General features: G+C 72.9%; 21 protein-coding genes. 11 read left to right on the top strand and 10 right to left on the bottom strand.

Features of this window, described 5'->3' with window-relative positions:
• Window positions 1-30: 30 nt before the first annotated feature.
• Entirely contained in the window at window positions 31-846 is an 816-nt protein-coding gene (locus WMF29_RS43870; RefSeq protein WP_437325992.1) for a succinate dehydrogenase, read from the bottom strand.
• Window positions 847-1022: 176 nt separating this feature from the next.
• Between WMF29_RS43870 and WMF29_RS43865 the strand changes: the two genes are divergently transcribed.
• The 4 genes from WMF29_RS43865 (at window position 1023) to WMF29_RS43850 (ending at window position 5761) form a co-directional block, all read left to right on the top strand.
• A complete protein-coding gene (locus WMF29_RS43865; RefSeq protein WP_437325991.1) occupies window positions 1023-2930 on the top strand; it encodes a hypothetical protein in 1908 nt (635 codons plus the stop codon).
• Between the two features lie 148 nt (window positions 2931-3078).
• Entirely contained in the window at window positions 3079-4218 is a 1140-nt protein-coding gene (locus tag WMF29_RS43860; protein WP_437325990.1) for a hypothetical protein, read from the top strand.
• A gap of 3 nt (window positions 4219-4221) precedes the next feature.
• Window positions 4222-4773 (top strand): tRNA (adenosine(37)-N6)-threonylcarbamoyltransferase complex ATPase subunit type 1 TsaE, encoded by a 552-nt coding sequence (gene tsaE / locus WMF29_RS43855; protein ID WP_437325989.1) that lies wholly within the window; start codon window positions 4222-4224, stop codon window positions 4771-4773.
• A 187-nt stretch (window positions 4774-4960) separates the two neighbouring features.
• Window positions 4961-5761, top strand: a complete 801-nt coding sequence (locus WMF29_RS43850; RefSeq protein ID WP_437325988.1) for an MlaE family ABC transporter permease — start codon at window positions 4961-4963, stop codon at window positions 5759-5761.
• Between the two features lie 55 nt (window positions 5762-5816).
• Here the strand turns inward: WMF29_RS43850 and WMF29_RS43845 are convergent, their stop codons facing one another.
• The gene (locus WMF29_RS43845; protein WP_437325987.1) at window positions 5817-6737 is read right to left on the bottom strand and encodes a hypothetical protein; all 921 of its coding nucleotides are present in this window, start codon (window positions 6735-6737) and stop codon (window positions 5817-5819) included.
• A 150-nt stretch (window positions 6738-6887) separates the two neighbouring features.
• Here WMF29_RS43845 and WMF29_RS43840 point away from each other — a divergent pair, with 150 nt between their 5' ends.
• Window positions 6888-7913: an NADP-dependent oxidoreductase gene (locus WMF29_RS43840; protein ID WP_437325986.1), complete on the top strand. Its 1026-nt coding sequence runs from the start codon at window positions 6888-6890 to the stop codon at window positions 7911-7913.
• Window positions 7914-8108: 195 nt separating this feature from the next.
• Here WMF29_RS43840 and WMF29_RS43835 read toward each other — a convergent pair whose 3' ends face one another.
• Entirely contained in the window at window positions 8109-9317 is a 1209-nt protein-coding gene (locus WMF29_RS43835) for a hypothetical protein (protein WP_437325985.1), read from the bottom strand.
• A gap of 9 nt (window positions 9318-9326) precedes the next feature.
• A complete protein-coding gene (locus tag WMF29_RS43830) occupies window positions 9327-10280 on the bottom strand; it encodes an ArsA family ATPase (protein ID WP_437325984.1) in 954 nt (317 codons plus the stop codon).
• Window positions 10281-10391: 111 nt separating this feature from the next.
• Between WMF29_RS43830 and WMF29_RS43825 the strand changes: the two genes are divergently transcribed.
• From WMF29_RS43825 to WMF29_RS43810, 4 genes are all read left to right on the top strand, one after another.
• Window positions 10392-11159 carry a phosphoadenylyl-sulfate reductase gene (locus WMF29_RS43825; RefSeq protein ID WP_437325983.1) on the top strand — a complete coding sequence of 256 codons (768 nt, stop codon included), beginning with the start codon at window positions 10392-10394 and terminating at the stop codon, window positions 11157-11159.
• Window positions 11160-11287: 128 nt separating this feature from the next.
• On the top strand, window positions 11288-11950 hold the full coding sequence (locus tag WMF29_RS43820) for an HAD family hydrolase (RefSeq protein WP_272101838.1): 663 nt from the start codon (window positions 11288-11290) through the stop codon (window positions 11948-11950).
• Window positions 11951-12022: 72 nt separating this feature from the next.
• Entirely contained in the window at window positions 12023-13603 is a 1581-nt protein-coding gene (locus WMF29_RS43815) for a lactate racemase domain-containing protein (protein WP_437325982.1), read from the top strand.
• 22 nt (window positions 13604-13625) lie between these two features.
• On the top strand, window positions 13626-14504 hold the full coding sequence (locus tag WMF29_RS43810) for a 5'-3' exonuclease (protein WP_437325981.1): 879 nt from the start codon (window positions 13626-13628) through the stop codon (window positions 14502-14504).
• A 13-nt stretch (window positions 14505-14517) separates the two neighbouring features.
• Here WMF29_RS43810 and WMF29_RS43805 read toward each other — a convergent pair whose 3' ends face one another.
• Together WMF29_RS43805 and purB are read right to left on the bottom strand one after the other, a co-directional pair.
• A complete protein-coding gene (locus WMF29_RS43805) occupies window positions 14518-16311 on the bottom strand; it encodes a DUF885 domain-containing protein (RefSeq protein ID WP_437325980.1) in 1794 nt (597 codons plus the stop codon).
• Between the two features lie 47 nt (window positions 16312-16358).
• On the bottom strand, window positions 16359-17657 hold the full coding sequence (purB, locus tag WMF29_RS43800; RefSeq protein ID WP_437325979.1) for an adenylosuccinate lyase: 1299 nt from the start codon (window positions 17655-17657) through the stop codon (window positions 16359-16361).
• Window positions 17658-17915: 258 nt separating this feature from the next.
• Between purB and WMF29_RS43795 the strand changes: the two genes are divergently transcribed.
• Window positions 17916-18662, top strand: coding sequence for a universal stress protein (locus tag WMF29_RS43795; protein WP_437325978.1), 747 nt, complete (start codon window positions 17916-17918; stop codon window positions 18660-18662).
• A 193-nt stretch (window positions 18663-18855) separates the two neighbouring features.
• Here WMF29_RS43795 and ggt read toward each other — a convergent pair whose 3' ends face one another.
• The 4 genes from ggt to WMF29_RS43775 all read right to left on the bottom strand — a co-directional run bounded on the left by ggt (window position 18856) and on the right by WMF29_RS43775 (window position 24192).
• Window positions 18856-20748, bottom strand: coding sequence for a gamma-glutamyltransferase (gene ggt / locus WMF29_RS43790; RefSeq protein WP_437325977.1), 1893 nt, complete (start codon window positions 20746-20748; stop codon window positions 18856-18858).
• A gap of 155 nt (window positions 20749-20903) precedes the next feature.
• Complete coding sequence (locus tag WMF29_RS43785) at window positions 20904-21710, bottom strand: hypothetical protein (RefSeq protein WP_437325976.1); 807 nt, start codon at window positions 21708-21710, stop codon at window positions 20904-20906.
• A 244-nt stretch (window positions 21711-21954) separates the two neighbouring features.
• Window positions 21955-22983 carry a WD40/YVTN/BNR-like repeat-containing protein gene (locus tag WMF29_RS43780; RefSeq protein ID WP_437325975.1) on the bottom strand — a complete coding sequence of 343 codons (1029 nt, stop codon included), beginning with the start codon at window positions 22981-22983 and terminating at the stop codon, window positions 21955-21957.
• A gap of 108 nt (window positions 22984-23091) precedes the next feature.
• Entirely contained in the window at window positions 23092-24192 is a 1101-nt protein-coding gene (locus WMF29_RS43775) for a hypothetical protein (protein ID WP_437325974.1), read from the bottom strand.
• A gap of 160 nt (window positions 24193-24352) precedes the next feature.
• Between WMF29_RS43775 and WMF29_RS43770 the strand changes: the two genes are divergently transcribed.
• Complete coding sequence (locus tag WMF29_RS43770) at window positions 24353-24574, top strand: hypothetical protein (RefSeq protein ID WP_272101848.1); 222 nt, start codon at window positions 24353-24355, stop codon at window positions 24572-24574.
• The last annotated feature ends 46 nt before the right edge of the window (window positions 24575-24620 follow it).

The raw sequence follows: 24620 nt of genomic DNA, 5'->3' as shown, positions 1-24620 counted from the left end.
CTCCCCGGAAGGGCGCGGCCGATACGATGGTCAGTGCGAGGCCGGCGCGCCCACGCCGGCGCCGGCGCTGACAGACGCGCGCGCGGGCGCGCCGGTGGAACCGGTCGACGACGACGCGATGTCCGCGCAGGTGCGGCCCCCCTCCGCGGACGGGCCCGGCGTCCCGGGGAACGGCGCGCCGGTGGCGAAATAGATCACCGTGTTGGCGCCGAACAGGAAGACCACGAGGCCCACCGCGCCGAAGACCACCGCGGCCATCCGCTGCGCCCGGCGCGACACGGTGATCCCCCACGAGAAGCAGAAGCCCCAGAGGCCGTTGGCGAAGTGGAACACGCTCGCCGCGATGCCGAAGAGGTAGACGAGCGCGATCACCGGGACGCCGCCCACCGTCGACGCCATGTCGGCGCACAGCCGCGGGTAGAACTCCTCGGGCGCCATCCGGCCCAGCCACTTCTGCGCCCAGTACGACCAGAGGTGGAAGCCGATGAACGCGAAGGCGAGCACCCCCGTGACCCGCTGCAGCGTGTACATCCAGTTGCGCGAGAACGTGTAGCTGCCGACGTTCGGCTTGCCCTCGAGCACCAGCTTGACCCCGTAGAGGGCGTGGAACGCGAGCGGCAGCACGACGAGCCCGATCTCGAGCACGGGCAGGTACGGCATGTGCGAGATATCGGCGACGGCCGCGTCGAACCGCTCCTGCCCCTGGAGCGCCTTCGCGTTCGTCCAGAAATGGAAGAGCAGGAAACCGCCCACTGGGAGGGCGCCGGTGAGAGAATGCAGCTTGCGCAGGAGAAAGGACCGGCGGCTCTCGTGAAAGAGCGATCTCGCGGGGGTTGCCTCGGACACGCTGACCTCGATGGAAGGCGGGCGCGGCGGGTGTATGGGATGCCCCGGGTGACGTCAAGGTGAACGCAGTCGACAGTTCCGGCCGGTTTTCCGCTGCCTTTGGCGCGTCGAGCGGCGGCGCAGCGGCCAACCCGCGCCGCCGCGCCGCCCGGCGACGTCGGCCACTTCACTCCCGCGTGGCCGCGATCGCGGCCGCGGCCCTGCTCGCGCTCGCCGCCGCGACCGCCGGCGCCGGCTGCGGCGCGCAGGACGGCGGAGCGCCGGTGAGCCCGGCGCTGGCCGGGTCGCCCGCGGCCCAGGCCGAGCTGCGCCCCCTCCTCTCGCGCTTCGCGAACGGCGCGCGCGCGGAGCGCATCGCGCTCGAGCCGGAGCTCCTCGCCTTCCGGGGGCGCCACGCCTCCGACGACCTCGCGCGCGTCGCGACCGTCCACCTCGCGTGGATCGCCCTGGAGCGCGGGGACCTCCGCCGCGCCGAGGCGCTCGCGGCCGAGGTCGAGGCGGCGGGGCGGAGCGCCGTCGGCGATCTCGCGCGCGTGATCCGCGGGGCGGCGCTCCGGCGGGCCGGCAAGCCGAGGCCCGCCTTCGGGGTGCTGCGCCCGCTGGTGAGCAAGATGATCGACCCGTACGTGCGCGAGCTCCTCAACGAGGAGGTCACCACGGCCGCGATGGAGGCGAACGCGTGGACGCAGGCGATCGAGCTGATGAGCGTCTGGCTGCGCGAGGCCGACGACGACCGGCGCGCCGCCGTCCGGGCGCAGATCGGGGCGCAGCTGCGCGAGGTGCCGATCGAGCACCTCGTCCGGGCGCTCCGCGCCGGGCAGGCGACCGGAGAGGTCGTGAGCCCGGAGGTCGACCTGCGCTCGCTGGTCGCCGAGCGCCTCGCGATCGTCGCCCGCGAGCGCCGCGACGTGGCGCTCGCGAAGGAGCTGATCGATCGGGCCGACGCGGCGCTCGGCACCCAGCGAGACGCGATCTTCGAGCTCGCGGCCGGCGCGGATGCCGCGCGCGTCGAGCCGCCCACGGTCGGCCTGCTGCTGTCGACGCGCACGCCTGCGTCGCGCCGCCGCGGAGTCGAGATCGCCGCCGGCGTGGCGCACGGGCTCGGGCTGCTCCGGCCGGGCTCGGACGCGCGGCTCGTGAGCCGCGACGACGGCGGCGAGGGCAGCGTGGACGAGGCGCTGAACAGCCTCACCGCCGAGGGCGCCGCGGTGCTCATCGCCGGCTCGGATCGGGAGCAGGCGACCGAGGCGGCGAAGTTCGCGCGGACGCACGCGATCCCGGTGCTGCTCGTCCACCCGCCGGAGCCGGCGGCGCTGGACGGCGCGTTCGTCTTCGTCGTGGGCGAGGAGCCCGCGAGGAGCATCGAGGTGCTCGCCGCCGCGCTCGCGGAGCGGGGCGCGAAGCCGGTGGCGCTCGTGGGCGGCGATGCCGATGTCCGGAAGGACGCGGCCCCCGCGCCGGCGGGCGCCGCCGGGGCCGCGCCGCCGGGCGCTGCCGGGGCCGCGCCGCTGGCCGAGCACGGCATCGCGCTCGCGCTCCCCTGCGACGGGACCTTCGACGCGCGCGGCCTCCGGCCGCCGGCCATCCGCGGGATGGTCCTCGCCGGCGACGCGCGCTGCGCGGAACAGGCGCTCCGCGCGGCTCCCCGCTCGGTGACGATCGCGGTCGCCTTCGAGACGGCCATCGCGCCGCCGCCGGGATCGCTCGTCGCGACGGCGGGGCTCTTCCCGCTCCTCGCGGCGCCCTCCGGCGCGCAGCCTCCGCCGGGCGCGGGCGATCCGAGGGCGACGCCTTCCTCGGGCGCGGCGGCCGCGCTCGCGGCCTGGCTCGCCACCCATCCGTCGCCGCCGAGCTTCTGGGCGGCGCTCGGGCGCGACGCCGGCGTGCTCGCCTGGGCCGGCGTGCAGCGGCTGCCGAAGACGGGCACCGAGGACCCGGCGGAGGTGAAGGCGCGGCGCCTCGCCGCGGCGAGCGCCATGAGCACAGCGACGGCGGAGCTCTGGACGACGTCGGCGGACGGCTTCGGCGGACGGCGCGTGCTGCCGCGGGTGATCGGCCACCGCGAGAGCGGGAAAGCGCGATGAGCGGGGCGAAAGCGCGGTGAACGAGGCGACTCACCCGGCCCGCGCCCGGTCATCGCAGGGGACGACGCGCGAGGCACAGCGTGGAGACCGTGCCGGCGCGTCGCCCCGGGGCTGCTCCGGCCTGCCGGCGGGCGTAGCATGGCGCCGCATGATCCGCCGAGCCCTCTCCTGTGCCACCGCCGCCGCGCTCCTGGCGATCGCCCCCGCCGCGCTCGCCGATCGGGTGGCGTTGCTCCCCACGCGCGGGGGCACCGACGAGGCCGCCCGGAGCGCCGCCCAGGCCGAGGTCGCGCGCGGGCTCGCCGCCCTCGGCCACACCACGGCGCCGGACGGCGCGGTCGCGGCCGCGCTCAAGGACGTCGCCGATGGCGTCGCCGACAGCGCGGACGAGTACCGCGCCGTGAGCGCGCGGACGGGCGCGGACTGGGTCCTGACCGGCACCGTCGATCCAGCGGTCACGACCACCCGGATCGAGCTCACCGCGTACCTCGCCTCGACGGGCCGGGTCGAGTCGGTCGCCAGGGAGGTCGACCGGGGTAAAGAGGCTCCGCAGACGCAGGAGCTGCTGGCGGTCCTGCTCCGCCCGGAGGGCATCGGCGTCGGCGAGCTCCCCTGGGAGCGCGCCGCGCGCTCCGCTCCGGCGAGCGCGCCCCCGCCTCCGGCCGCGGGAGGGGCGATCGTGCTGCCCCCGGTGCCCGCGCCGCCGCCCGCGCCGCCCGCGAAGGAGGTGCTGATGGCGTATCCGCTCGGGCCGGAGCGCGTGTGGCCCGCGTACACGGGCGGGCGCCGGGTCGCCGTGTCCGCGTCGCTCGGGCTGGCCGTCGCGGCGGCGCGCCTCCCGGGCGCGAGCGGCAGCGCGGCCTCGCTGGTCGGGGAGGCGCGCGTGGCCTATGCGCCCGGCGACCGCGGGCTCGAGCTGTTCGCCGGCGGCGGCGGCAACCTGGCCGGCCCGTTCGCCGCCTGGATCGAGGGCGGCGCGCGCCTGCTGCTGACGCCCAGCCTGACGCCGCACGAGGGCGCGTGGCGCGCGTTCCCGCTCCACCTCGGCCCGTCGCTCCGCGCGGGCGCGTTCTTCAGGTCCGGCGCCGGCGCCGTGGGCCCCGATCTCACGACGTACCACGGCGACCTCGAGGTCCACCCGGTGCTCGGGGCGTCGCTCGACGTCGCGCTCGCGCTGAGCCCCTCGGTGCAGCTCGAGGCCCAGCTCGGCAACCTCCGGTGGGTTCCCACGGGGGGCGGCTCCCTGTTGCTCGTCGGCGCGACGCTCGGCGCCGGTGCCCGGTTCTGACGCATGCGCATCGAGCTGCCGAGCCGCCGCAGCACCATCCGCCTGGCGCGAGCGCTCGCCGGGCGCCTCGCGGGCGGCGATCTGGTCGTCCTCGCCGGCGATCTCGGCGCCGGGAAGACGTTCTTCGCCCGCGCCCTCTGCCGGGCGCTCGGCGTCCCGCCGGAGCTCCCGATCACCAGCCCGACGTTCACGCTGGTCCACGAGCACGAGGGCCGGGTCCCCATCGCGCACGCCGACGCCTACCGCCTCGGGGGCGCGTCCTCCGCGGAGGACGCGCGCGACGACGCCGCCGCGGAGCTCGCCCAGCTCGGGCTGCGCGAGCGCCGCGCCGAGGGCGCGCTCGTCCTGGTGGAGTGGGGCGAGCCGTTCGTGGAGGCGCTCGGGGGCGACGCGCTCCTGATCCACCTCGCCGCGCCGGAGGACCCGGCCGCTCCGGGCCGCGCCGCTGAGATCAGGGCGACCGGCGCGCGGAGCGGCGAGGTGCTCGCGGCGCTCGATGACGAGCTGCGGCGCGGCCCCGTCGGATCGCGGGGAGCCGGGCCAGGCGCTGCGTGAAGCGCATCGAACGGCCGGAGCCTGGCGAGGACGAGCGGGGGACCGCTGCGCCTTCGGGCAGGCTCGACCGGCGGCTCGATCCACACGCCGGCGCGAAGCGCACGTCGCAGCGCGGGCGAGCGGGCGCGCAGGGCCATCGTGAGCCCGGCCCCGTGCGCGGCGGCGTTGCGTGGTACAAGAGCGCACCGTGAAGGAAGGCGCTGAGACCAGCCGCGGCCAGCTGCTCAACAGGGCGCTGGAGCCGGTCCTCGCGTTCCTCGACAACATCGGCAACATCGTCACGCTCACCTTCCAGACGATCGTCTGGCTCGTGCGCCCGCCGTTCCGCCCCGCCCAGTTCCTCGCGGCGATGGACTTCATGGGCGCGCAGTCGGTCTTCATCGTCGGCCTGACCGGCGTCTTCAGCGGCATGGTCGTGACGCTGCAGACGTCCTACGCGCTGCGCGCGTTCAGCGCGGAGGGCCGCGTCGGCGGCCTCGTCGCGGTCTCGCTGGCCCGCGAGCTCGCGCCGGTCTTCTCCGCGATCATGGTCACCGCCCGCGCCGGCAGCGCCATGGCCGCGGAGCTCGGCAACATGCGCGTCACCGAGCAGATCGACGCGATCGCGACGATGGGCGTGAGCCCCGTGCAGTACCTGCTCTCGCCCCGGCTCTTCGCCGCGACGGTGATGCTGCCGCTGCTCTGCATCCTGTACACGAGCGTCGGCATGTGCGGCTCGTACCTCGTCGCCGTGCTCTGGCTCGGCGGCGACGCGGGCGCGTTCTTCCAGAGCATCCGCGACTTCGCCCTCCCCAAGGACATCTCCATGGGGCTCATCAAGGCGTGCGTCTTCGGCTTCATCGTCTCGTCGATCTCGTGCCGCCACGGCTTCTACGCCTCCGGCGGCGCGCGCGGCGTCGGCGTCGCGACCACGCGCGCGGTCGTCGAGAGCTGCGTCACCGTGCTCGTCACGAACTACATCCTGACGCAGCTCTTGCTCGACATGTGAGCCGCAGCGGCGGACCTTCTCTACATCACGTCGACTGAATCGCTGGGTTGCGAATTCAGCCCTCCACTGGCACCCACACGTCCTCGGCCGGCACCTCGATCGGGCGCGTCGGCCACGGCCCTTCACTCGGCGCGTCGAGCGGGTGAATCGACCACACCTGCATCTCGAACGCAGGCATTCGCGCGCGCCGCGCCGGCCCGTGCAGGGGGAGCGTCACCTCCTCTGCGCCCGCCGCAATCGCCGCGGCCGCGTCGAGCCCGGCGCGGGCGATCTCGTCCTCCACCATCTCTCCGCAGTCCCACCCCGCCGCGCGTCGCCGCCCGAAGAGCAGCCCTGGCTCGCTCACCGCCCCTCCGGTCAGCGCGCGGAGCGCCCGATCGGCCCAGAGCGTCCGGCAGAGATCGAAGAAGCGGGCGCGACCCATCCAGCCGGGCGGCTCCCCCGCGGCCTCCGCGGCGCGACACTCCGTATCATGGCGGGATACCCATGCGTCGAACGGCTCGGCCCCGCCGATCCGGTGCGCCCAGAGCGTGTCCGAGTGGCGCGTATACCCCGCGACCCAGAACGGCGCCCCGCGCGCCTCGAGCACGCGACGCTGGGCGGCGTCGAGCGCTTGCAGCCTGGCGCACCTCGACAGGGAGAGGGCGTCGATCTCTCGGGGATCGCTCAGCGGCGGGACGTCGAGCGCCGCCATCTCGCGATCGAGCACCTCGATCTCCGCGAGGCGCTCCTCCGGCAGCTGGATCCCGGCCTCCGCCCGCAGCTGGGGCGCGAGGGCGCGCGCGTCGACGAGCGAGAGGTCGGACTTCCAGTCGTCGAGCTGCTGGAACTCCGGAAAGCCCGCGTCGGGCCCGAGCGCCACGTGGAGCGCGCCTCCGAACGAGAGGCTCGCCCGAGCGCGGACGCCGATCACCCCGGGGACGGCGAGGCGATCGACGTCGAGCCGGATGGGGCGATCGTGCGCGCGGGGATCCATCGGAGAGGTCTCGATACGCTATGCGGGCCCAGCGCGGGCTCCAAGCGCCCGACTTCAGGAGCAGGACGCGCCGGGCACGTACCCGAGCCCGCCTTCCGCGGGGTCGGGTTGCACCTTCCGGTGGAGCCTCCGGGCGTCTAGCTTCGTGTGATGAGCACCTCGTCCCTCTCCAACCGCCACTACACCCTGAAGGCGCGCCCCGAGGGCCCGCCGGACCGCAGCCATTTCGAGCTCCGCGAGGCTCCGGTCCGTGAGCCTGGCGATGGCGAAGTCCTCGTCCGCACACGCTACCTGTCCGTCGACCCGACGAACCGGCTCTGGATGAGCGACATGAAGCAGTACATGCCGCCCGTGAACCAGGACGAGGTGATGCGCGCGGTCGGCGTCGGCGTCGTCGAGCGCTCCCGTCACCCCGACTATAACGCGGGAGACTTCGTGTCCGGCCTCCTCGGCTGGCAGGACTACAACGTCGCGGCTCCAGGCGAACTCGCCCTCACGCGCTTGCCCGCGCTGGACGTCCCGCTCGGCGCCTTCCTCTGCCCCCTTCACATCACCGGCGGCTTCACCGCTTACGTCGGCCTCTTCGATATCGCGCAGCCGAGGCCCGGCGAGACCATCGTCGTGTCCGCCGCCGCCGGCTCCGTGGGCTCCCTGGTCGGCCAGATGGGCAAGATCGCCGGCTGTCGCGTGGTGGGCATCGCCGGCAGCGACGCCGGGTGCCGCTATGTGACCGAGGAGCTCGGCTTCGACGCCTGCATCAATTACCGCACCGAGGATGTCGCGGCGGCGCTCGCTCGCGCGTGTCCGAATGGTGTCGACATCGATTTCGAGAACGTGGGCGGCGACATCCTCGACACCGTGCTCGACAAGATGAACCTCTTCGGCAGGGTCACGCTCTGTGGCCTCATCTCGACCTACAACGACAAGCAGCCCCGCCCGGGCCCTGTGCGCTTCCCGCTCATCCTGATGCAGCGGCTCCGGGTGCAAGGCTTCGTCATCCTCGATCATCAAGCGCGCTTCCCCGAGGCCTTCGAGAAGATCTACGGCTGGATCAAGGAGGGCAAGATCACCTGGCGCGAGCGCGTGGTGGAAGGCCTCGAGAACGCCCCGGATGCGCTCGCGATGCTCTTCCAGCCGAACAAGATCGGAAAGCTGCTGATCAAGGTCTCCGAGTAGTCGGCCAGGCCGGCGAACGCCCATGTCGACGAGGCGCGGCAGGGCGGTGAAGCACCAGCGTCGAGTTGCTGATGGGGATAGGCGACGTCGCTGCGATTCGCGCGCTGATGGCCGCGACACCCATCTACACCTCCGGCGACGAGCTCCGTCCCTGCGGGCCGGTCAGCTCAGCGAGACCTCGAGCTCGCCAGGAAACTACCGCAGCACCCCCGGCGGATCCGGCTCCCGCAGCGCGATCAGCGCCGGCGAGAACTGCACCGGGTACCTCGCCGGCGCGCGCAGGAGCGCGACCGCGTCCGGCAGCAGCTGGCGCGCCGCCAGGGAGCGCTCGCGCCCGGCGCTCGCCGGCTCGGGCGACTCCAGCGCGCGCCCGCCGCGCATCGCCGCGCGCGCGAGCGGGGCGAGCCTCGCGGCCCCGAGCGCGCGCGGCGCCAGCATCCGCTCGTGCGCGAGGTGGATCACGTCGAAGGCCGCGCGCCCCGCCTCGTCGTAGTAGCGCGCCACCATCTTCCGCCCCGCGATCACGTCGCCGCGATCGCTCGTGCCCTGCCGGAGCGCCCACGCGCCCGACTCCTCGAGCGCCACGAGCTCGCAGCGCGCCGCCGGCAGCCCCTCGGCGGACTCCGCGAGCCCCGACGCGACCCAGCCGCCCGCGCTCGCGCCCACGCGCCTCGCCTCGAGGAGCAGCGCCTCCTCGTCTTGGCCCCCGAGGTCGACCATCCGATCGGCGTACCAGGGCCAGCTGCCCTCGAGCGGGGACGGCGGCGGCGCGAGCTCGCCGAGGTCGATCCCCGCCTGGCAGCGGAACGGGATGCCGAGCGCCGTGGCCGCGAGCGCGCTCGTCGTCGCCGCGGCGCCGCCCACGTGCGCCGCGCGGGCGAGCGCGAGCGCCTCGTCGGCGAACGGCGCGCTCGCCGACGACCCGTCGACGATGTCGCCGCCGCCCGCCGCGATGTGGAGCCGCGCGGCCCGCGTCGCCGCGGCCGTGCCGCGGCGGAGCGCCGGGACGAGCAGCGCGCCGACGAGCAGCGCCTCGACGAACGGCCCCTCCACCGAGGCGACGGGCGTCCCAGGGAAGGCGATCGTCCCGTCGGGCATCGCGTCGATGTCGACAGAGATCGGCGCGCCGGCGAGCCGCTCCTCGAGCGCGTCGCTCAGGCCGCACGCCGCGCGCGCCGCGGAGACCGCCGCCGCGTCGAAGCGCGCTCCGTCCACGGCGAGCGCCTCGAGCGCCGCCTCTACGCCAGCGACCACGAGGAAGCCCGCGTGGGGCGGCATCGCCGTGAAGGCGAGCTCGAAGCTCGCGCGCCGATCGGCGACCCCCGCGTGGACGAGGCGATCGGCGTCGAGCAGCGCGCGTCCATCGCGGAGCAGCGGGCTCGCTCGCAGCAGGGCCGCCGGCATCGGCCTCCGTCAGAGCCGCTCGGCCAGCATCCGCGTGCCGGCGACCGTGGAGGCCTCGTCGAAGAGGAACGGCAGCATCACGGTGGGCAGGTCGAGATCGCGGCGCAGGCGGGCCAGGCTCTCGCGCTGCACCGACTCGCGGATCGCCCGCCGCGCGCCCGCCACGAAGGCGCTCTCGACGGTGTCCGCGGCGCGCGCCGGCGCCTGGATGTCGAGGCGCGCCGGGTCGACGAGGAGCGCCCGCTGCTCCTCGGGCGAGAACAGCGCCGGCAGCACGCCGTTGATGATCACCCGGTGAACGGGCAGGCCAAGGTCGCCCTGGACCTCCGCCACGAGCTCGACGGTCTCCGTGGCCGGCATCTCCTCCGGCAGCGTCACCACGACGACCCCGCTCCGCGCGGGATCCCTGAACATCGCCCACGCCGCCTCGGCGTCCCGGCGCAGGATGCCCGGCGGCGCCACGTCGAGGATCACCTTCGGCACCCGCAGCATGTCCACCCCGTGCCCCGTCGCGGGCGCGTCGAGCAGGACCACGTCGAAGCGGTTGGAGCCGTCCGGGAGCAGCTCCGTCGTGTGGAACCACGCCTTGCCGAGCATCGCCCACTCGAACAGCCCGGGCACCGCGCGGAAGAAGGTGCGCGTGTACTTGTTGTCGAAGACGAGATCGGCCGCCGCGCGCATCTTCAGGACCATCTCGCCGTACTCCCGGAGGGCCCTGTCCGGCGAGATGTTCACCGCCCACACGCGCTGGCCGACCTGCATCACCTCGGGGCCGATCGGCTTCGAGCCGAGGATGGCGGAGAGCCGCTCCTTCGTGTGGCACATCGCGACGAGCACGCGCTTTCCGCGGGCCGCGAAGGCGAGGGCGAGGGCCCCCGAGATCGTCGTCTTCCCGACGCCTCCCTTGCCGGTCACGAACAGGAAGCGCCGGCGCTCGAGCTCCGGCAGGTCATGGCCGAGCACGCCCGCTTCTGAGGCTTGATGGACGCTGATCATTCCTCGCCAGCGGAGTTACGCGCAAGCTCAGGCGAAGGCAACCCGGATCAAGGAAACGGGCTCTGCTATGCATCGCTCATGCGCATCACCGAGCGACACCTCGAACCGCTGAACCGACGCTTCCAGGGCGCGTCACCCGTGGAGCTCCTCCGTTTCGTCCGCGAGTCCTTCGGCCCGCGCGCGGCCATCATGAGCAGCATGCAGCGCGCCGGGACCGCGCTGTGCCACATGGCCGATCGCGCCGGGCTCTCCTTCGACGTGGTCTTCGTCGACACCGGCGTGCTCCACGCCGAGACGCTCGCCACGCGCGACGCGCTCGCGCGGACCCACCCGAACCTGCGCGTCGTCACGCTCTCGCCCGAGCGCACCTTCGCGCAGCAGACGCGCGACGAAGGGCTGCTCTACCTCTCGAAGGAGGGCCAGGAGCGCTGCTGCGACCTCCGCAAATCGGCCCCGCTGAGCGCCATCCGGGGCCGCTACGACGCGCTCGTCGCGGCGCTGCGGCGGGGCGAGGGCGGCGCCCGCGCCAACGTCGCGCCGTTCGGCCTCGACCCCGCGAACAACACGCTCCGCGTCCACCCCTTCGCGTCGCTGGCCGGCGAGGAGCTCGACGCGTACTTCGCCGCGCACGAGGACGCGATCGAGAACCCGCTGCACGGGATGGGCTTCCGCACCATCGGCTGCTTCCCCTGCACGACGCCGGTGCTGCCGGACGAGCCCGAGCGCGCCGGGCGCTGGCGCCACCTGGCGAGCGTCGAGTACTGCGGGATCAACCCGGTGGACCGGGGAGACACCGACGGCGGCGTCGACCTCGACGACCGGTACGAGCGCCTGTTCGCGGCGTGATGGTCGACGGCCCGCGCGAGCACGTCGACGCGGCGTGGCACCTCGACGCGGCGTGACGATCGCCTGCGAACTCCGGTTCGCGGCAGCTCGATCTTGACTCAAACGGCATGCAGGGAGATTTGCCCCGCATGCCGGCGAGCTACTTCGACGTAGACGGCACCCTGGTCACGACGAACCTCGTGCACCCGACGGTGTTCTACATGATGAACCAGCCGACGCCGATGCACAGCCTCGCGAAGCTCGGCCGCGCCCTCGTGAAGGCGCCGTGGATGGCGATGGCGGAGCTGCAGGATCGGCGCCTCTTCAACGAGCTGCTCTTCAGCTCGTTCGAGGGCGTCTCCGAGGATCGCCTCGTGGCGCTCGCGGAGGAGGCGTTCGCGAAGGTGCTCAAGCCGGCCATCTACGCGAAGGCGCGGGACCTCGTGAAGTGCAGCCTCGACAAGGGCCACGACGTCGTCCTCGTCTCCGGCGCGCTGGATTTCCTGATGCAGCTGCTCGCCGATCACCTCGGCGCGACGGGCATCATCGCGAACCGCCTCGAGGTGAAGGATCGGTTCGCGACGGGCAAGCTCCTGCGCCCGGTGGTGGCCGGGCCCGAGAAGGCGCGGCTCATCCGCGAGCACGCCCACGCGCACGGGCACGACCTCGACGAGTGCTTCGCCTACTCGGACAGCTACTCGGACGTCCCGATGCTCTCGGTCGTCGGCTACCCGGCGGCGGTGAACCCGGACCGCAAGCTCAAGATGCTCGCGCAGGCGTACCACTGGCCGATCCTCCACCTCGCCGCATGACCCCTGCCTCCCCCGGACGGCGGGAGGCCACCCCCAGCCCAACACGTCGCACCCCCCTGCTCTGAAGGTCCCATGAGCCATCCTTGCGTCGTCACGCTAGACAGCCGCAGCGCCCCCCGGGTGCTCTTCTCAGGCGACCAGCTGGTCGAGGTCGACCTGCCCACCGGCACCCGGGTGCTCTACGCGAAGCCGCCCCTGGAGCCGCTGAAGGACGTCGACGCCGCGATCCGCTACGCGATCAACCACCCGTACAACTCGGAGCCGCTCTACGCGAAGCTCCGCCCGGGGATGAAGGTCACGATCGCGGTGGACGACATCTCGCTGCCGCTGCCCCAGATGAAGCGCCCCGACATCCGCGAGCGGGTGCTCACGATCGTGCTCGACCTGCTCGCCGACTACGGCGTCGACGACGTGGAGATCATCATCGCCACGAGCGTCCACCGGCGCATGAAGGACTGGGAGGTCCGCCACATCGTCGGCGACCGGATCTTCAACGCCTACTGGCCGAAGAGGCTCTACAACCACGACGCCGAGAACGTCGCCAACATGAAGTACGTCGGCACGACCGACGTCGGCGAGGAGGTCGAGCTCAACAAGCGCGCGGTCGACAGCGACCTCGTGATCTACGTGAACCTCAACCTCGTGCCGATGGACGGCGGGCACAAGTCGGTCGCCGTCGGCCTGTGCGGGTACCGGAGCCTGCGCGCGCACCACAACCCGCGGGTGATGCGCGACTGCTACTCGTACATGGATCCGAAGAGCTCCGCGCTGCACACGAGCGTCGAGCGCATGGGCCGGCTGGCCAACAAGAAGCTCAACGTCTTCACGATCGAGACGACGATCAACAACCGCATGTTCGATCGCCCGCTCGAGTTCCTCGCGAAGAACGAGGACGACCTCAGCGCGGGCGAGAAGAGCGCGCTGCGCGCCCTCCGCTTCACGCTCTCCAAGGTGCCGCAGCCCGCGCGCCAGGCGATCTTCCAGCGCGTCCCGTCGCCGTTCGGGGTGACCGGGGTGTTCGCCGGCGAGACGGAGGCCGTCCACGAGCACACGCTGAAGCGCAGCTTCGACCAGTACCTCGTCCCGGTCACGGGCCAGGCCGACATCCTGATCACGGGCATCCCGTACATCAGCCCGTACAACGTGAACTCGTTCCTGAACCCGCTGCTCGTGCAGGTGATGGCGAACGGGTACCTGTTCAACCTCTACCGCGGCGCGCCGATGCTCAAGAAGGGGGGGACGATGATCATCCTCCACCCCTGCACCGACCTGTTCGACAACGAGCACCACGCCCCGTACATCGAGTTCGTGCACCGGCTCCTGCCGGAGACGCGGGACGCGATGGAGCTGCACAAGCGGTACGAGAAGAAGTTCTCGGAGAACCCGGCCTACATCGAGATGTACCGCTTCGGGCACGCGTACCACCCGACCCACCCGTTCTTCATGTGGTACTGGGGCGAGGCGGGGCGGCAGCACATCGGCCGGATGATCGTGGTCGGCGCCGACAACGAGTACATCCCGCAGCTGCTCGGCTGGGAGACGGCGCGCACGATGGACGAGGCGCTCCGGATGGCGAAGCAGTCGGCCCCGCCCGCGCCGGAGATCCTGGCCCTGCACACCCCGCCGATCTTCATGGCCGACGTGACGCTCTAGCGCGCCCGCGGGAGGAGCCACCGTGCGGCTGCACCTCATCGACGGCACCTACGAGCTCTTCCGCGCCCACTACTCCAAGCGGCCCGGGCACCGCGCGCCCGGCGGCTGGGACGCGAAGGCGACGGTGGGCGTCGTCGCCTCGCTCCTCGCGCTCCTGCACCACGTGGACGAGGAGGTCACGCACCTCGCGGTCGCGTTCGACAACCCGATCCGCTCGTTCAGGAACGACCTGTTCGCCGGGTACAAGAGCGACGAGGGGATGGATCCCGAGCTGCGCCGGCAGTTCGATCCGGTCGAGGAGGCGGTGCGCGCGCTCGGCGTCCTCGTCTGGTCGATGGACGCGTTCGAGGCGGACGACGCGCTCGCGACGGCGGCGGCGCGGTTCCGTGGCGCGGTGGAGCAGGTGCGCATCCTCAGCCCGGACAAGGACTTCGGGCAGTGCCTCGCCGGCGATCGGGTCGTGCAGGTCGACCGCCGGAAGGAGAAGGTCATCGACGAGGCGGCGATGCGCGCCGCGCGGGGCGTGGCGCCGGAGAGCATCCCGGACTTCCTCGCGCTCACGGGGGACGACGCCGACGGCATCCCTGGCCTTCCGGGCATCGGCGAGCGGACGGCGGCCGCGCTGCTCGGCGCGTACGGGCACCTCGAGCAGATCCCGGACGACCCGGCCGCGTGGTCGGTGGCGGTGCGCGGCGCGGACCGGATCGCGCGCGCGCTGGTCGAGCAGCGTGAGGACGCGCTGCTCTACCGGACGCTGGCGACGCTCCGGACCGACGTGCCGCTCGCGGAGGGCCTCGACGACCTGCGCTTCCGCGGCGTGCCGCGCGACCGCTTCGAGGCGTGGTGCGACGCGATGGACGTGCGCACGCTGAAGGCGCGGCCGACGCGCTGGGCGCCCTAGAACGAGGCCTTCGTCAAGGCTGTTTCCTCGCCGGCGCCCCGAGCTCGGCGAGCACGCGCTCGCGGACGAGCGGCAGCGGCGGCGAGCCGTGCGAGAGGAGCGCGTCGTGGAAGCGGCGCAGCGAGAACGCCGGGCCCAGGGCCGCCTTCGCCTCCTCGCGGAGCTTCAGGATCTCGAGCTTGCCGAGCGTGTAGGCAAAGTAGCCGGGGTCGAACGTCGCGCGCACCGCCTGCTCCCGCGCCGTCGCGCGGTCCTGGAAGCAGTCGTCGACGAAGCGGCGCTCGGCCTCGTCGAGGCTCATGCCCTCGGCGTGCACCCCGAGCGACACGACCACCCGGCAGTTGCGCAGCAGCGCGTCCGCGAGCTGGCCGAGGCGGCTCTGCGGGTCCTCCTTGCCGAACCCTTGCTCGATCATCATCTGCTCGACGTAGTGGGCCCAGCCCTCCACGAACGAGTAGCTCCCGAACATCTTCTGCGCGTCCGTCGGCGCCCGGCTCTCCCACAGGCCCTGGACGAAGTGCCCCGGGTAGACCTCGTGCACGGTCGTCGAGAGCAGCGTGCCCCGCAGCATCACGTACTCCTCCTGCTCCTTGCGGGGCCAGGAGGGGTCCGGCTTCGTGATGTAGTAGAACGCCTCGAGCCCCTTCCGATCGAACGGCCCCGGCGCGTCGAGGAAGGCGGCGTTCCAGCGCATGTAGGGCGGCGTTTCCTTCACGATCGCCCGCTCGTCGGACGGGAGGCTCACGATCTCCTTGTCGACGATGAACTTGCGCGCCGACTCCATCATCCGCGTCGCCTCGGCGAGGAGCTGCTCCGCCTTCGGCCGGGAGGCCTTCACCTTCCTGGCGAGCTCCTGGTACGCCGCCTTGTTCGCCGCGAGGTCGTCCTCGCCCATCTTCTTGAACTCGGCGAGCGGCATCGAGAGCCCCTCCTGCGCGAGAAGGAGCTTCCTGTAACGCGCCTCCCCGAGCACGTGGCTCGCGTCGCCCTTCGGCAGCTCGACCTTCGCGAGGTGCTCGGCGAGCTTCTCCGCCGCGGCGGCGAGCGCGGCGTTCGTCTCCTCGAAATCGGCCTGGAACGCGGGGTCGCCCACGCCCTTGAGCAGCTTGACGACGTCGCCGCGCAGGTACTCGGCGTAGCCCCGGAAGATCTTCACGGCGACCTCGATCACCGGCTTCGGCATCGGGCTCGCGAGGTTCTCGAGGATGCGCGGCGCCTGGGCCAGCGCCGCCTTCTCGTGCTCGAGGAGGCGCCGCGCGCGCTCGGGCAGCGGCGCGTACGCGCGATCGAGGTACTGGTTCACGCCGAACAGATCGCCGTAGAACTGCGGCCGCCGGCGCCACTCCTCGAGGTCCCTCCCGTTGAAGAGCTTGAGGTCGATCTGCTGGAGGAGCAGCGCGCGGTCGAGCGCGTCGTCCGGAGAGAGCGCCGCGGCGTCGACGGCGGCGAGCGCCGCGCGGTCGCGCTCGAGGCGCGCGAGCCGCCGCTCTATGGCCTCGGCGGCGTAGTCGGTGACCTTGCCGTCTTGCTCGTGCAGCCCGCGCGAGCGCGCGAAGGCGGGCTCGTCCGCGACCCACTCGCGCAGGATCCGATCGCGCAGCGCGGTGAACGGCTCGCGCGGCGCCTCTGCCGGCCGCGCGGGCTCGGCGCTCGCCGCAGCCTGAGGGGGCGCCGCGGCCGGAGGGGGCGCCGCGCCGAGAGACGAAGGCGGCGCCGAGGCGCTCCCGCTGCAGGCGGCGAGCGCCGCGAGCGGCGCGAGCAGCGCGAGCCGGCGCCAGCGGACAGGTGTGAGTGCGGGTGCGGCCATGACGGGCCGAGCCTGTCAAACCGGCCCGCGCAGGTCAACGCCGCAGGTCAGTCGCGGAGCGCGCGATCGATGATCGTGTCCACGTGCGAGAGCGCGTGGTCGAGGTCGAAGCAGCGCGCGATTTCGTCCGGGGCGAGCAGCGCCGCGACGTCGGCGTCGGCGGCGAGGTTGTCGCGGAAGCGACCCTCGCCCGCGATCGCGCGCATCGCGCAGCGCTGCACCAGCTCGTAGGCCGCCTGCCGCGGCCTGCCCTTCTGGACGAGCGCCAGGAGCACCGCCTCGCTGAAGAAGAGCTCGCCCGTGCGATCGAGGTTCTCGCGCAGCTTCTCGGGGTAGACGACGAGCCCCTCGACGAGCCCGGCGGCGCGGTCGAGCATGAACCCGAGCGTCGAGGTCGCGTCGGGCGCGATCATCCGCTCGACCGACGAGTGCGAGATGTCGCGCTCGTGCCACAGCGGCACGTTCTCGAGCGCCGGGATCACGGCCGCGCGCACGATGCGCGCGAGGCCGCACAGGTTCTCGCTGAGGATGGGGTTGCGCTTGTGGGGCATCGCGCTCGATCCCTTCTGGCCCACGGTGAAGCGCTCCTCCGCCTCGCGGACCTCGGTGCGCTGCCAGTGCCGCACGTTGGTCGCGAGCCGCTCGATGCCCGCCGCGATGAGCGAGAGCGCGGTGAAGAGCTCGGCGTGGCGGTCGCGCGCGACGACCTGGGTCGAGACCGTCTCGGGGCGCAGGCCCAGGGCGGCGAGCGCGCGCTCCTCGATGCGCGGCGACAGGTGCGCGTACGTCCCGACGGCGCCGGCGATCTTCCCCACCGCGATCGCCTGGCGCGCCGCGAGCAGGCGCGCCCTGCCGCGCTTCATCTCCGCGAGGTGGCCGGCGAGCGCCAGGCCGAACGTGATCGGCTCGGCGGCGATGCCGTGGCTCCTGCCGATCATCGGGGTGCGCCGGTGCTCGTCCGCGCGCCGCGCGAGCGCGCTGCAGAGCTTGTCGAGCCGCGCCGAGAGCAGGTCCGTCGCGCGGACGAGCAGCACCGCGAGGCTCGTGTCGAGCACGTCGCTCGAGGTCATCCCCCGGTGCAGCCACCGCGCGCCCTCGCCCGCGAGCTCCTCGACGTGCGTCAGGAAGGCGATGACGTCGTGCTTGACCGTGCGCTCGATCGCATCGATCCGGACCGGATCGAGCGTCAGCTGCTTCGCGCGGATCCCCTCCGCGATGCCGGCGGGCACGAGCCCTTCGGCCTCCATCGCCTCGCACGCGGCGAGCTCCACCTCTAGCCAGGTCGAGAATCGGGTGGCGGGCGACCAGAGCTCTTCGAATTCAACAGGAGTGTAGCGGGGGATCATGGGCGGGACGCTGCGAAGGTCTGGAGGGTGCGTCAAGGATGGAGTGGTCCCGGGAGGTCCGGGCGCGCGCTGGCCGGCTCGCGCTGCTCGCCTGCGCGCGCCACGCCGCGCAGGGGCCGGCTCGCGCTGCTCGCCTGCGCGCGCCACGCCGCGCAGGGGCCGGCTCGCGCTGCTCGCCTGCGCGCGCCACGCCGCGCGCGGGCCGCGCCGTCGGGCGGGGCGCTTGCGGACGTGCGGCGCGCGGCGAACGTTGGCGCGATGCCAACCGAAGCACCGGCGCCTGCGCGCGCCGATCAGGGCAGGTCGTTCGCCCGCACGCCGCACGCGGCGGGCGACGCGCCGCCAGAGACGCTGCCCGCAGGGGCGAGCGAGCCGAGCGCCATCGGCCAGGCGCCGGCCGCCCCGCGGGCCGAGCCTGGGCGCCGCGAGCCGGCGGGGCGCGCCGGCGGCGCGGCCGCCGCTGCGGGCGCGCCGGCTGTCGTGAGTGAGCCGGCGCCCGCGAGCGAGCCGGCCCGCGCGAGCGTGCGCGCGGGTCGCCGGCTGAAGTCGTACATCGTGGTGGTCGCGATGGACCTGTCCGAGCCGGGCGGGCGGGCGTGGCGCTTCGCCTTCGATCTGGCGGCGCTCCGCGGCGAGACGGAGATCCACGCCGTGGTCGTCGGCCCGCGGCAGGTCGCCCCTGCAGTGCGCGACGTGACGACGCCGGGCGCATCGTCTCCGCCGTCGCTCCGCGTGCTCCAGCACCGGTTCGCGGACGGCCAGGCCCGGCTGATGGCGATGCACTTCCGAACGGGCCGGCCGGACAGGGCGATCGTCTCGCTCGCCCGGGAGCTCAGCGCCGATCTCATCGTCGTGGCCACGCACCCTCAGTCGCGCCTGCAGCGGCTCTTCGGCGGCTCGACGGCCGATCGGATCGCGCGGAACGCGCCGTGCCCGGTCGTCGTCGTGCGCCCCAAGGAGGACGACGACGCCGACGCGGCCAACTACGACCCCAGGCTGCGCTGACGCGGAGGCGCGCGGCGGACGACCGCGCGCTCGACGCCTGTGCGCGGACCTACCGGCCGCTCGATGCCCCGCGCGGACCTACCGGCCGCTCGATGCCCCGCGCGGACCTACCGGCCGCTCGATGCCCCGCGCGGACCTACCGGCCGCTCGATGCCCCGCGCGGACCTACCGGCCGCTCGATGCCCCGCGCGGGCTACCGCGCGCTCGACGATGACTGCGCGTCGGCCTGCGCCGCCGGGTCGAGCTTGTCGGGCGCGCTGACGCCCTCGGCCTTGCCCCCTTCGCGCGTGTCCGCGTAGCCCCACGCGACGCCGGCCGCATCGACGAGGAGGTTGTTCGCGTCGCCGATCGGCATCGGGTCCATCACGAGGGCGTGCCCTCGCCGCGCGAGGTCGTCGAGGGCGGCCTGCGGCGGCGGCGTCAGCCGCTCGACGCGCACGCGATCCGGCATCCACTGGTGGTGGATGCGCGCGTGGCGGACCGCCTCGTCGATGGTCATCCCGTGATCGACCAGGTTGCGGAGGACCTGCGCGACGGTGTTCGGGATCGTGTCACCGCCGGGAGATCCGAGGACGAGCGCGACCTTGTCGCCGCGGCTCACGATGGTGGGCGTCATCGAGCTCGCCATGCGCTTGCCCGGCGCCACCGCGTTGATCCCCGTCTCGGAGAACGCGCCCATCGCGTTGGCGAGCAGGATGCCCGTGCCGGGGATCACGATCCTCGCGCCGAAGCTCGCCGACAGGGTGGTCGTGCACGAGACCGCGTTGCCCTGCGCGTCGATCACCGAGAAGTGCGTCGTCTGCGGGGACTCCTGCGCGACGGGGCCCAGAGGCGCCGCGATGTCGCCCGCCGGCGTGGCCCGCTCCGGGTCCACGGGCGGCCTGCGGCGCATCAGGTAGGCCCCGTCGAGGAGCTGCGAGAGCAGCTGCGCCGTCTCGGGCGCGACGAAATCGGGGTCGGCGCTCACCTTGCGGCGATCGGCGTACGCCCGCTTCGCCGCCTCGACGAACAGGTGCAGCGACAGCCCCGAGTCGACGGGCGCCTCGTGCGCCTTCAGCCGCTCGAGCGTGAGCATCATCTCCGCGAGCGCGACGCCGCCCATCGAGGGGGGCGGCATCGTGTCGACGGTGAAGCCGCGGTACGAGAACCGGAGGGGCGCGCGCCACTTCGCCTGGTAGGCGCGCAGGTCGTTCTCGCTGATGTGGCCGCCGTGCTCGCGCATCGCGCCGGCGATCTTCCCGGCGATGGAGCCCTCGTAGAACGCGCGCGGCCCCTCCGCGGCGAGCGTCTCCAGGGTGCGGGCGAGATCGAGCTGCCGCACCAGCTCGCCCTGGGCGACCGGCGCCTTGCCCCGCCCCCAGATGGCGCTCGCGGCCCGATCGGCCTTCAGCCGCGGCCACGCCCAGCGCAGCGTCAGCGCCTGACGCGCGCCGAGGCGGTGCCCCTTGCGCGCGAGGGAGATCGCCGGGGCCAGGAGCTCGGCGAACGGGCGGGTGCCGAACCGCTCGTGGGCCAGGGCGAGGCCGGCGACGGAGCCCGGGACGCCAGCGGACGCATAGCCGTGCGCGCCGGCCCGCACCATCGCCATGTTCGACTCGGTGGTCACCGACGCGGGCGCGGCCTCGCGGAAGTCGATCGCCTGCGTCTCGCCGTTCGCGAGGCGGACCAGCATGAAGCCGCCGCCGCCGATGTTGCCCGCGCTCGGGTGGGTCACCGCCAGCGCGAACGCCACGGCGACCGCGGCGTCGACCGCGTTGCCGCCCCGCCGCAGCACGTCCGCGCCCGCGCGCGTCGCGTTCTCCTCGACCGAGGTCACGAGCCCGGCGTCGCCGCGCACGGCCCGCGGCCCGCCCGAGGCGAGCGCGATCGGCGGCTCCGGCGGGGTCGGCTCCGGCGCCGCGGCGTCGGCCGTGGACGCCGCCGCGGCGCTCGCGGCCTGCGGCGCGGCGCTCGCGCTGGCGACGGCCGGCGCGCCCGAGGCCGCGGGCGCCGCCGGGTGCGGCGCGGGCGGCGTGCGCGCCTCGCAGCCTGCGAGCAGCGCGAGGGCGAGCGCCCAGCGCGGCTTCGAACGACGGAGCAGGGTCATCAGGGTGGGCGCGAATCTACTACGCTGCCGGAGAGCGCCGGGCCAGGCCGCGCGAGGCGACCCGGCATGGGGGATTCGTTCAGGACGCGAGGATGCGCAGACGGCGCGCGCCGGATCCACCTCCGGCACGCGCCGTCTGGAATGCCGGGTCTCGCTCAGGACCGCTTGCGGCGGCGCGCGGCGGCCACGCCCACGCCGGCGACGAGCGCCGCGAGCCCGGTGCCCGCGAACGGCGCGGAGGAGGACCCCGGCGCGGCGGCGCAGGAGACGCTGGCCTCGGCCTCTGCGTGGGCGTTCACCTCGATCTCGAGCGTGCTCAGGTAATCCAGGCAGTCCTGGAGGCTCCCGACGACGTCGACATACTGACCGTTGCAGAACAGGGCGCCTTCCGGCTCCGAGCACTTCGCCTCACACCCGCCCTGGAGATCGACCGTGCAGTCCGCATTGCAGTCGATGTCGCAGTCGAAGTTCGCCTCGGCCTTGCACTCGCCCTCGCAGCTCGCGTCGCATTTTGCCTGGCAATCCGCGCTCGGCGGCGTCACCTCGCAGCTCGCGCCGCACTCGCCGTCGCAGCTCGCCTTGCAGGCCCCCTCGCACTCCGCCTGCGAGCCGCTGGAGTTGGCGCTCGCCGAACACTTGCCGCTGCAATCCGCCGAGCAGCTCGCCGAGCAGCTCGCCCTGCAGTCGAATTTCCCGGGATCGACTTCGCACTTGGCAGAGCAATCCGCGGAGCAGTCGACGTTGCAGTCGGCGGTCGCGCTGGCGTTGCACTGGCCCTCGCACTTCCCGGCGCACGCCGCCGTGAGGTTGACCGGCTTGCAGCTCACCTCGCAGCCGCCCGAGGTGCGGAACTCGCAGTTTGCGCTCGCCGCGAGCTGGATATTTCCACAGGCCTCCGGGCCGGGCGCCGCCGACGCCGACGAGGCGATGGCCAGAGGGATCGCAAAAGTAAAGGCACTCACAAAAAGCTGAGCAATGGTCCGTCGCATGCCAATTCTCCTGGGTTCAGAGCGCGGGTTCCGCGTGTGGTCTCCGCAGGTGTTGCAATCGGACGACCAGCGCCACCCTTTGAAGCATTTCCCAAGAAAAAAGTCTCGCTGCTCGTGACCGCTCGGCCACAGCGTATCTCCGCGTTCACGGTCCCATGATGCGCCCTGCCACACGAAGGGCATGTCCGGGCAGGTGAGGACACCTGCGACGTGGTGATCAGCGGCTCACAGTGTCGGCGATTTGCCCTGTTCCGTAGCGCGCCACCACGCCCTTGCGGGCTCTGCCGGGTGTCGGCTGGCTAAGGAAGTCCCCGCCGACCGCCCAGAAGGCCCCTTCCCCGTCGGCCCAGACGGCGTGGAGATCCGCGTAGGGTTCCTTGGTGAACTCATCGATCCAGGCCCCGTCGACGAGGCGCTGCTTGAGTCCCCCATAACCGACGATCGCGACCTCCCCGGGGCGGCCGCAGGCGACGCCGTTCACGTCGTTCGTGAGCTCTATCTCGAGCCGGCGCCACGACGCGCCGTCCGAGCGGAGCACGTCTCTCCCGCCGACCGCGTATACCTCTTCACGGCTGCAGCCGGCGGCCGTGAACAGGGTGCCTTGCGCGATCGGCGGATCGGATTGCAATTCCCAGGTCGAGCCCGAGCGGTGCCAGATCACGCCGAACTCGCCGACGGCGTAGAGATCCTCGGAAGATTCACCCCATACCTTGTAGAGCGCCCGGCCGGTCGCCACCGGCAGCGGCTCTCGCGACCATGCGCTGCCGTCCCAGCGCAGGACGATGTCCTTCTCTACGTCCGCGCCGCTGCCGGGCATGCCGACGACGGCCCAGGCATCGTCGGGTGAAAACGCGATCACGCCCCACAGCGTCGCCTCTGTCCCCGTCTCGTGCTCGGTGAACGTCGCTCCGTCCCACCGCGTGGCGCGGCCGCGCTCGCCGACCATCCAGACGTCCTGCGGACCGGAGCCGGCCACCCACCAGAAGGTCGCATCCCCGCCCGCCGGGAGCTCGCGCCACGTCTCCCCGTCGTAGTGCAGCGCGAGCGCCCTGAGGCCCGTGTTGCCGAGCGGCCCCCCGACGGCGAACACGTCGTCGGGCGCCGTCCCCCAGATCGAAAGGACCGCTCGGTCGAGATCGTCTTCGTCGAGCAGCACGCGCCACGCCGGCGGCTCCTGCTCAGGAGGCCTCGCGGGGTCGTCGGGGCAGCCGGCGAGGGCGACCGCGCCGAGCGCCGCCAGTGCCATGGAGTGAAAGCAGGTGCGCATGGGATAGAAGACCAGCCTGGAGAGGTCCTGCCGGCGCGCCGCCGATGTCGGCCACCCGCGTCCGCCTGGCGCGCCGCCACGAGAGGCTCAGTTGCAGAACACGTCGTCCTGCTTCGGATAGTAATAGACGAAGATGTTGCAGTGCTCGTTCTTCTCGACGATCGGCCCGAACGTGTAGCAGCAATCGAGCGACTCTTCGGCGGTCCCGTTCTTGGCCACGTCGTAGTCGTCGAGGCCCTTGCACCCCACGGACGGGTCCGGCTGCTGCCACTCGAAGGTGCATCCGTACCAGACGCCGCCGTTCGTCGGGAGCTCCCTGTCGAGCTCCGGCGCGATGAGCATCGGCGGGTCGTCCCACGCGTTTGATGTGTAGAAGCGATCCGAGGCCGGAGGCGTACCGATGGTCTTGCCGTCCCATGCATACATGTCGAACCGCGTACCTCGGCTGTGGAAATGGCCGTTGGCGCCGATGATCCTCACGGGAGAGGGGCTGTTGATCTGACACGAGCCCTCGAACGTCGGCGTCGGGTTCGACTGACAGACACGGATGGATTGCTTGGTCGCGAAGACGGTGCCCATCTCGGCCTTGACCTCGGCGTCGGGCAGCGCCCAGAAGTTCACCCGGACGCGGCCGACCGCCTCGGGGGTCTTCTGCGACGTCGCATTCACGTAATGCGTCTGCAGCATCAGCCACTCGTCGGGGGCGAGGACGTTCGCGACGCCCTCGGGGAACTCCCAGTCGACCTGGCCGTTCTGCTGGGAGTTCGCGATGAGCGGCCAGTCGGCCCAGTTGGGGCTCTTGAAGCACTCCCCCACCCCGTTCTGGTTCTTCTGGATGCGCCCGCCCTCCGGCCCCAGCCCCTTCACGGTCTTCACGCGGAAGATGTTCATGTGGTGCGAGCCGTCGCGCTGCGCGATCTGCACGCGGTGGAGGTTCACGGGCTTGTTCGGGTCCAGCCCGTTCGACGCGGCGAGCTCGCTGACCTTGAAGAAGTAGCAGTCCTGCTGCTCGACCCCCGCCGGCACCTCGGTCTCCTCGGTCTGCATCTGGAAGCCCTGGCCGACCGGCGGCACATCCAGCAGCGACTCGTCGACCGGCACGGGCGTCACGTCCCCGCCCCCGTCAACGCAGGCCACGGCCCCCAGGACGACGGGAAGCAAACCAAGCGTCAGGCATCGAACAGCCATGAGTCCCTCCAGGCAATCGCGCAGCGATGAGGAGAAGAGATATACACGGCTGCGCAATTTCAGGGCGATCGCGTCACGGGGCGGGCAGGGTTCCGTCGGGCGCCGGGGTGTCGTGGCCGAGCGCTGGCCGGTGCTGCTAGGATGTGGGAGAGGTTCAACCATGGCGGCGCCCAACAAATGCGGTCCACACACCGAGCTCGCCTCGAACGAGGCGACGCGCATCACCAGGTGCGGGTGTGGCACCGTGCACGTGACACTCATCGGCCCTGGCGTGACGTTTCGCATGCCAGCGGACGCGTTCCGGGGCGTCGCCTCCGGGCTCAAGGCAGCGGCCGAGCGGCTTGACGACGACCCGCGTTTCGGCACGACCTCCATCAATTAGCTTGCGCGCCCGCTGCGGAGCGGCCTACCAGTGGCTTCGCCGCTGA

It is taken from the genome of Sorangium sp. So ce381, assembly GCF_051473845.1.
Lineage (GTDB): Bacteria > Myxococcota_A > Polyangia > Polyangiales > Polyangiaceae > Sorangium > Sorangium atrum.
The sequence above is the reverse complement of the archived record's forward strand: the minus strand, read 5'-3'. Positions and strand labels throughout refer to the sequence as shown.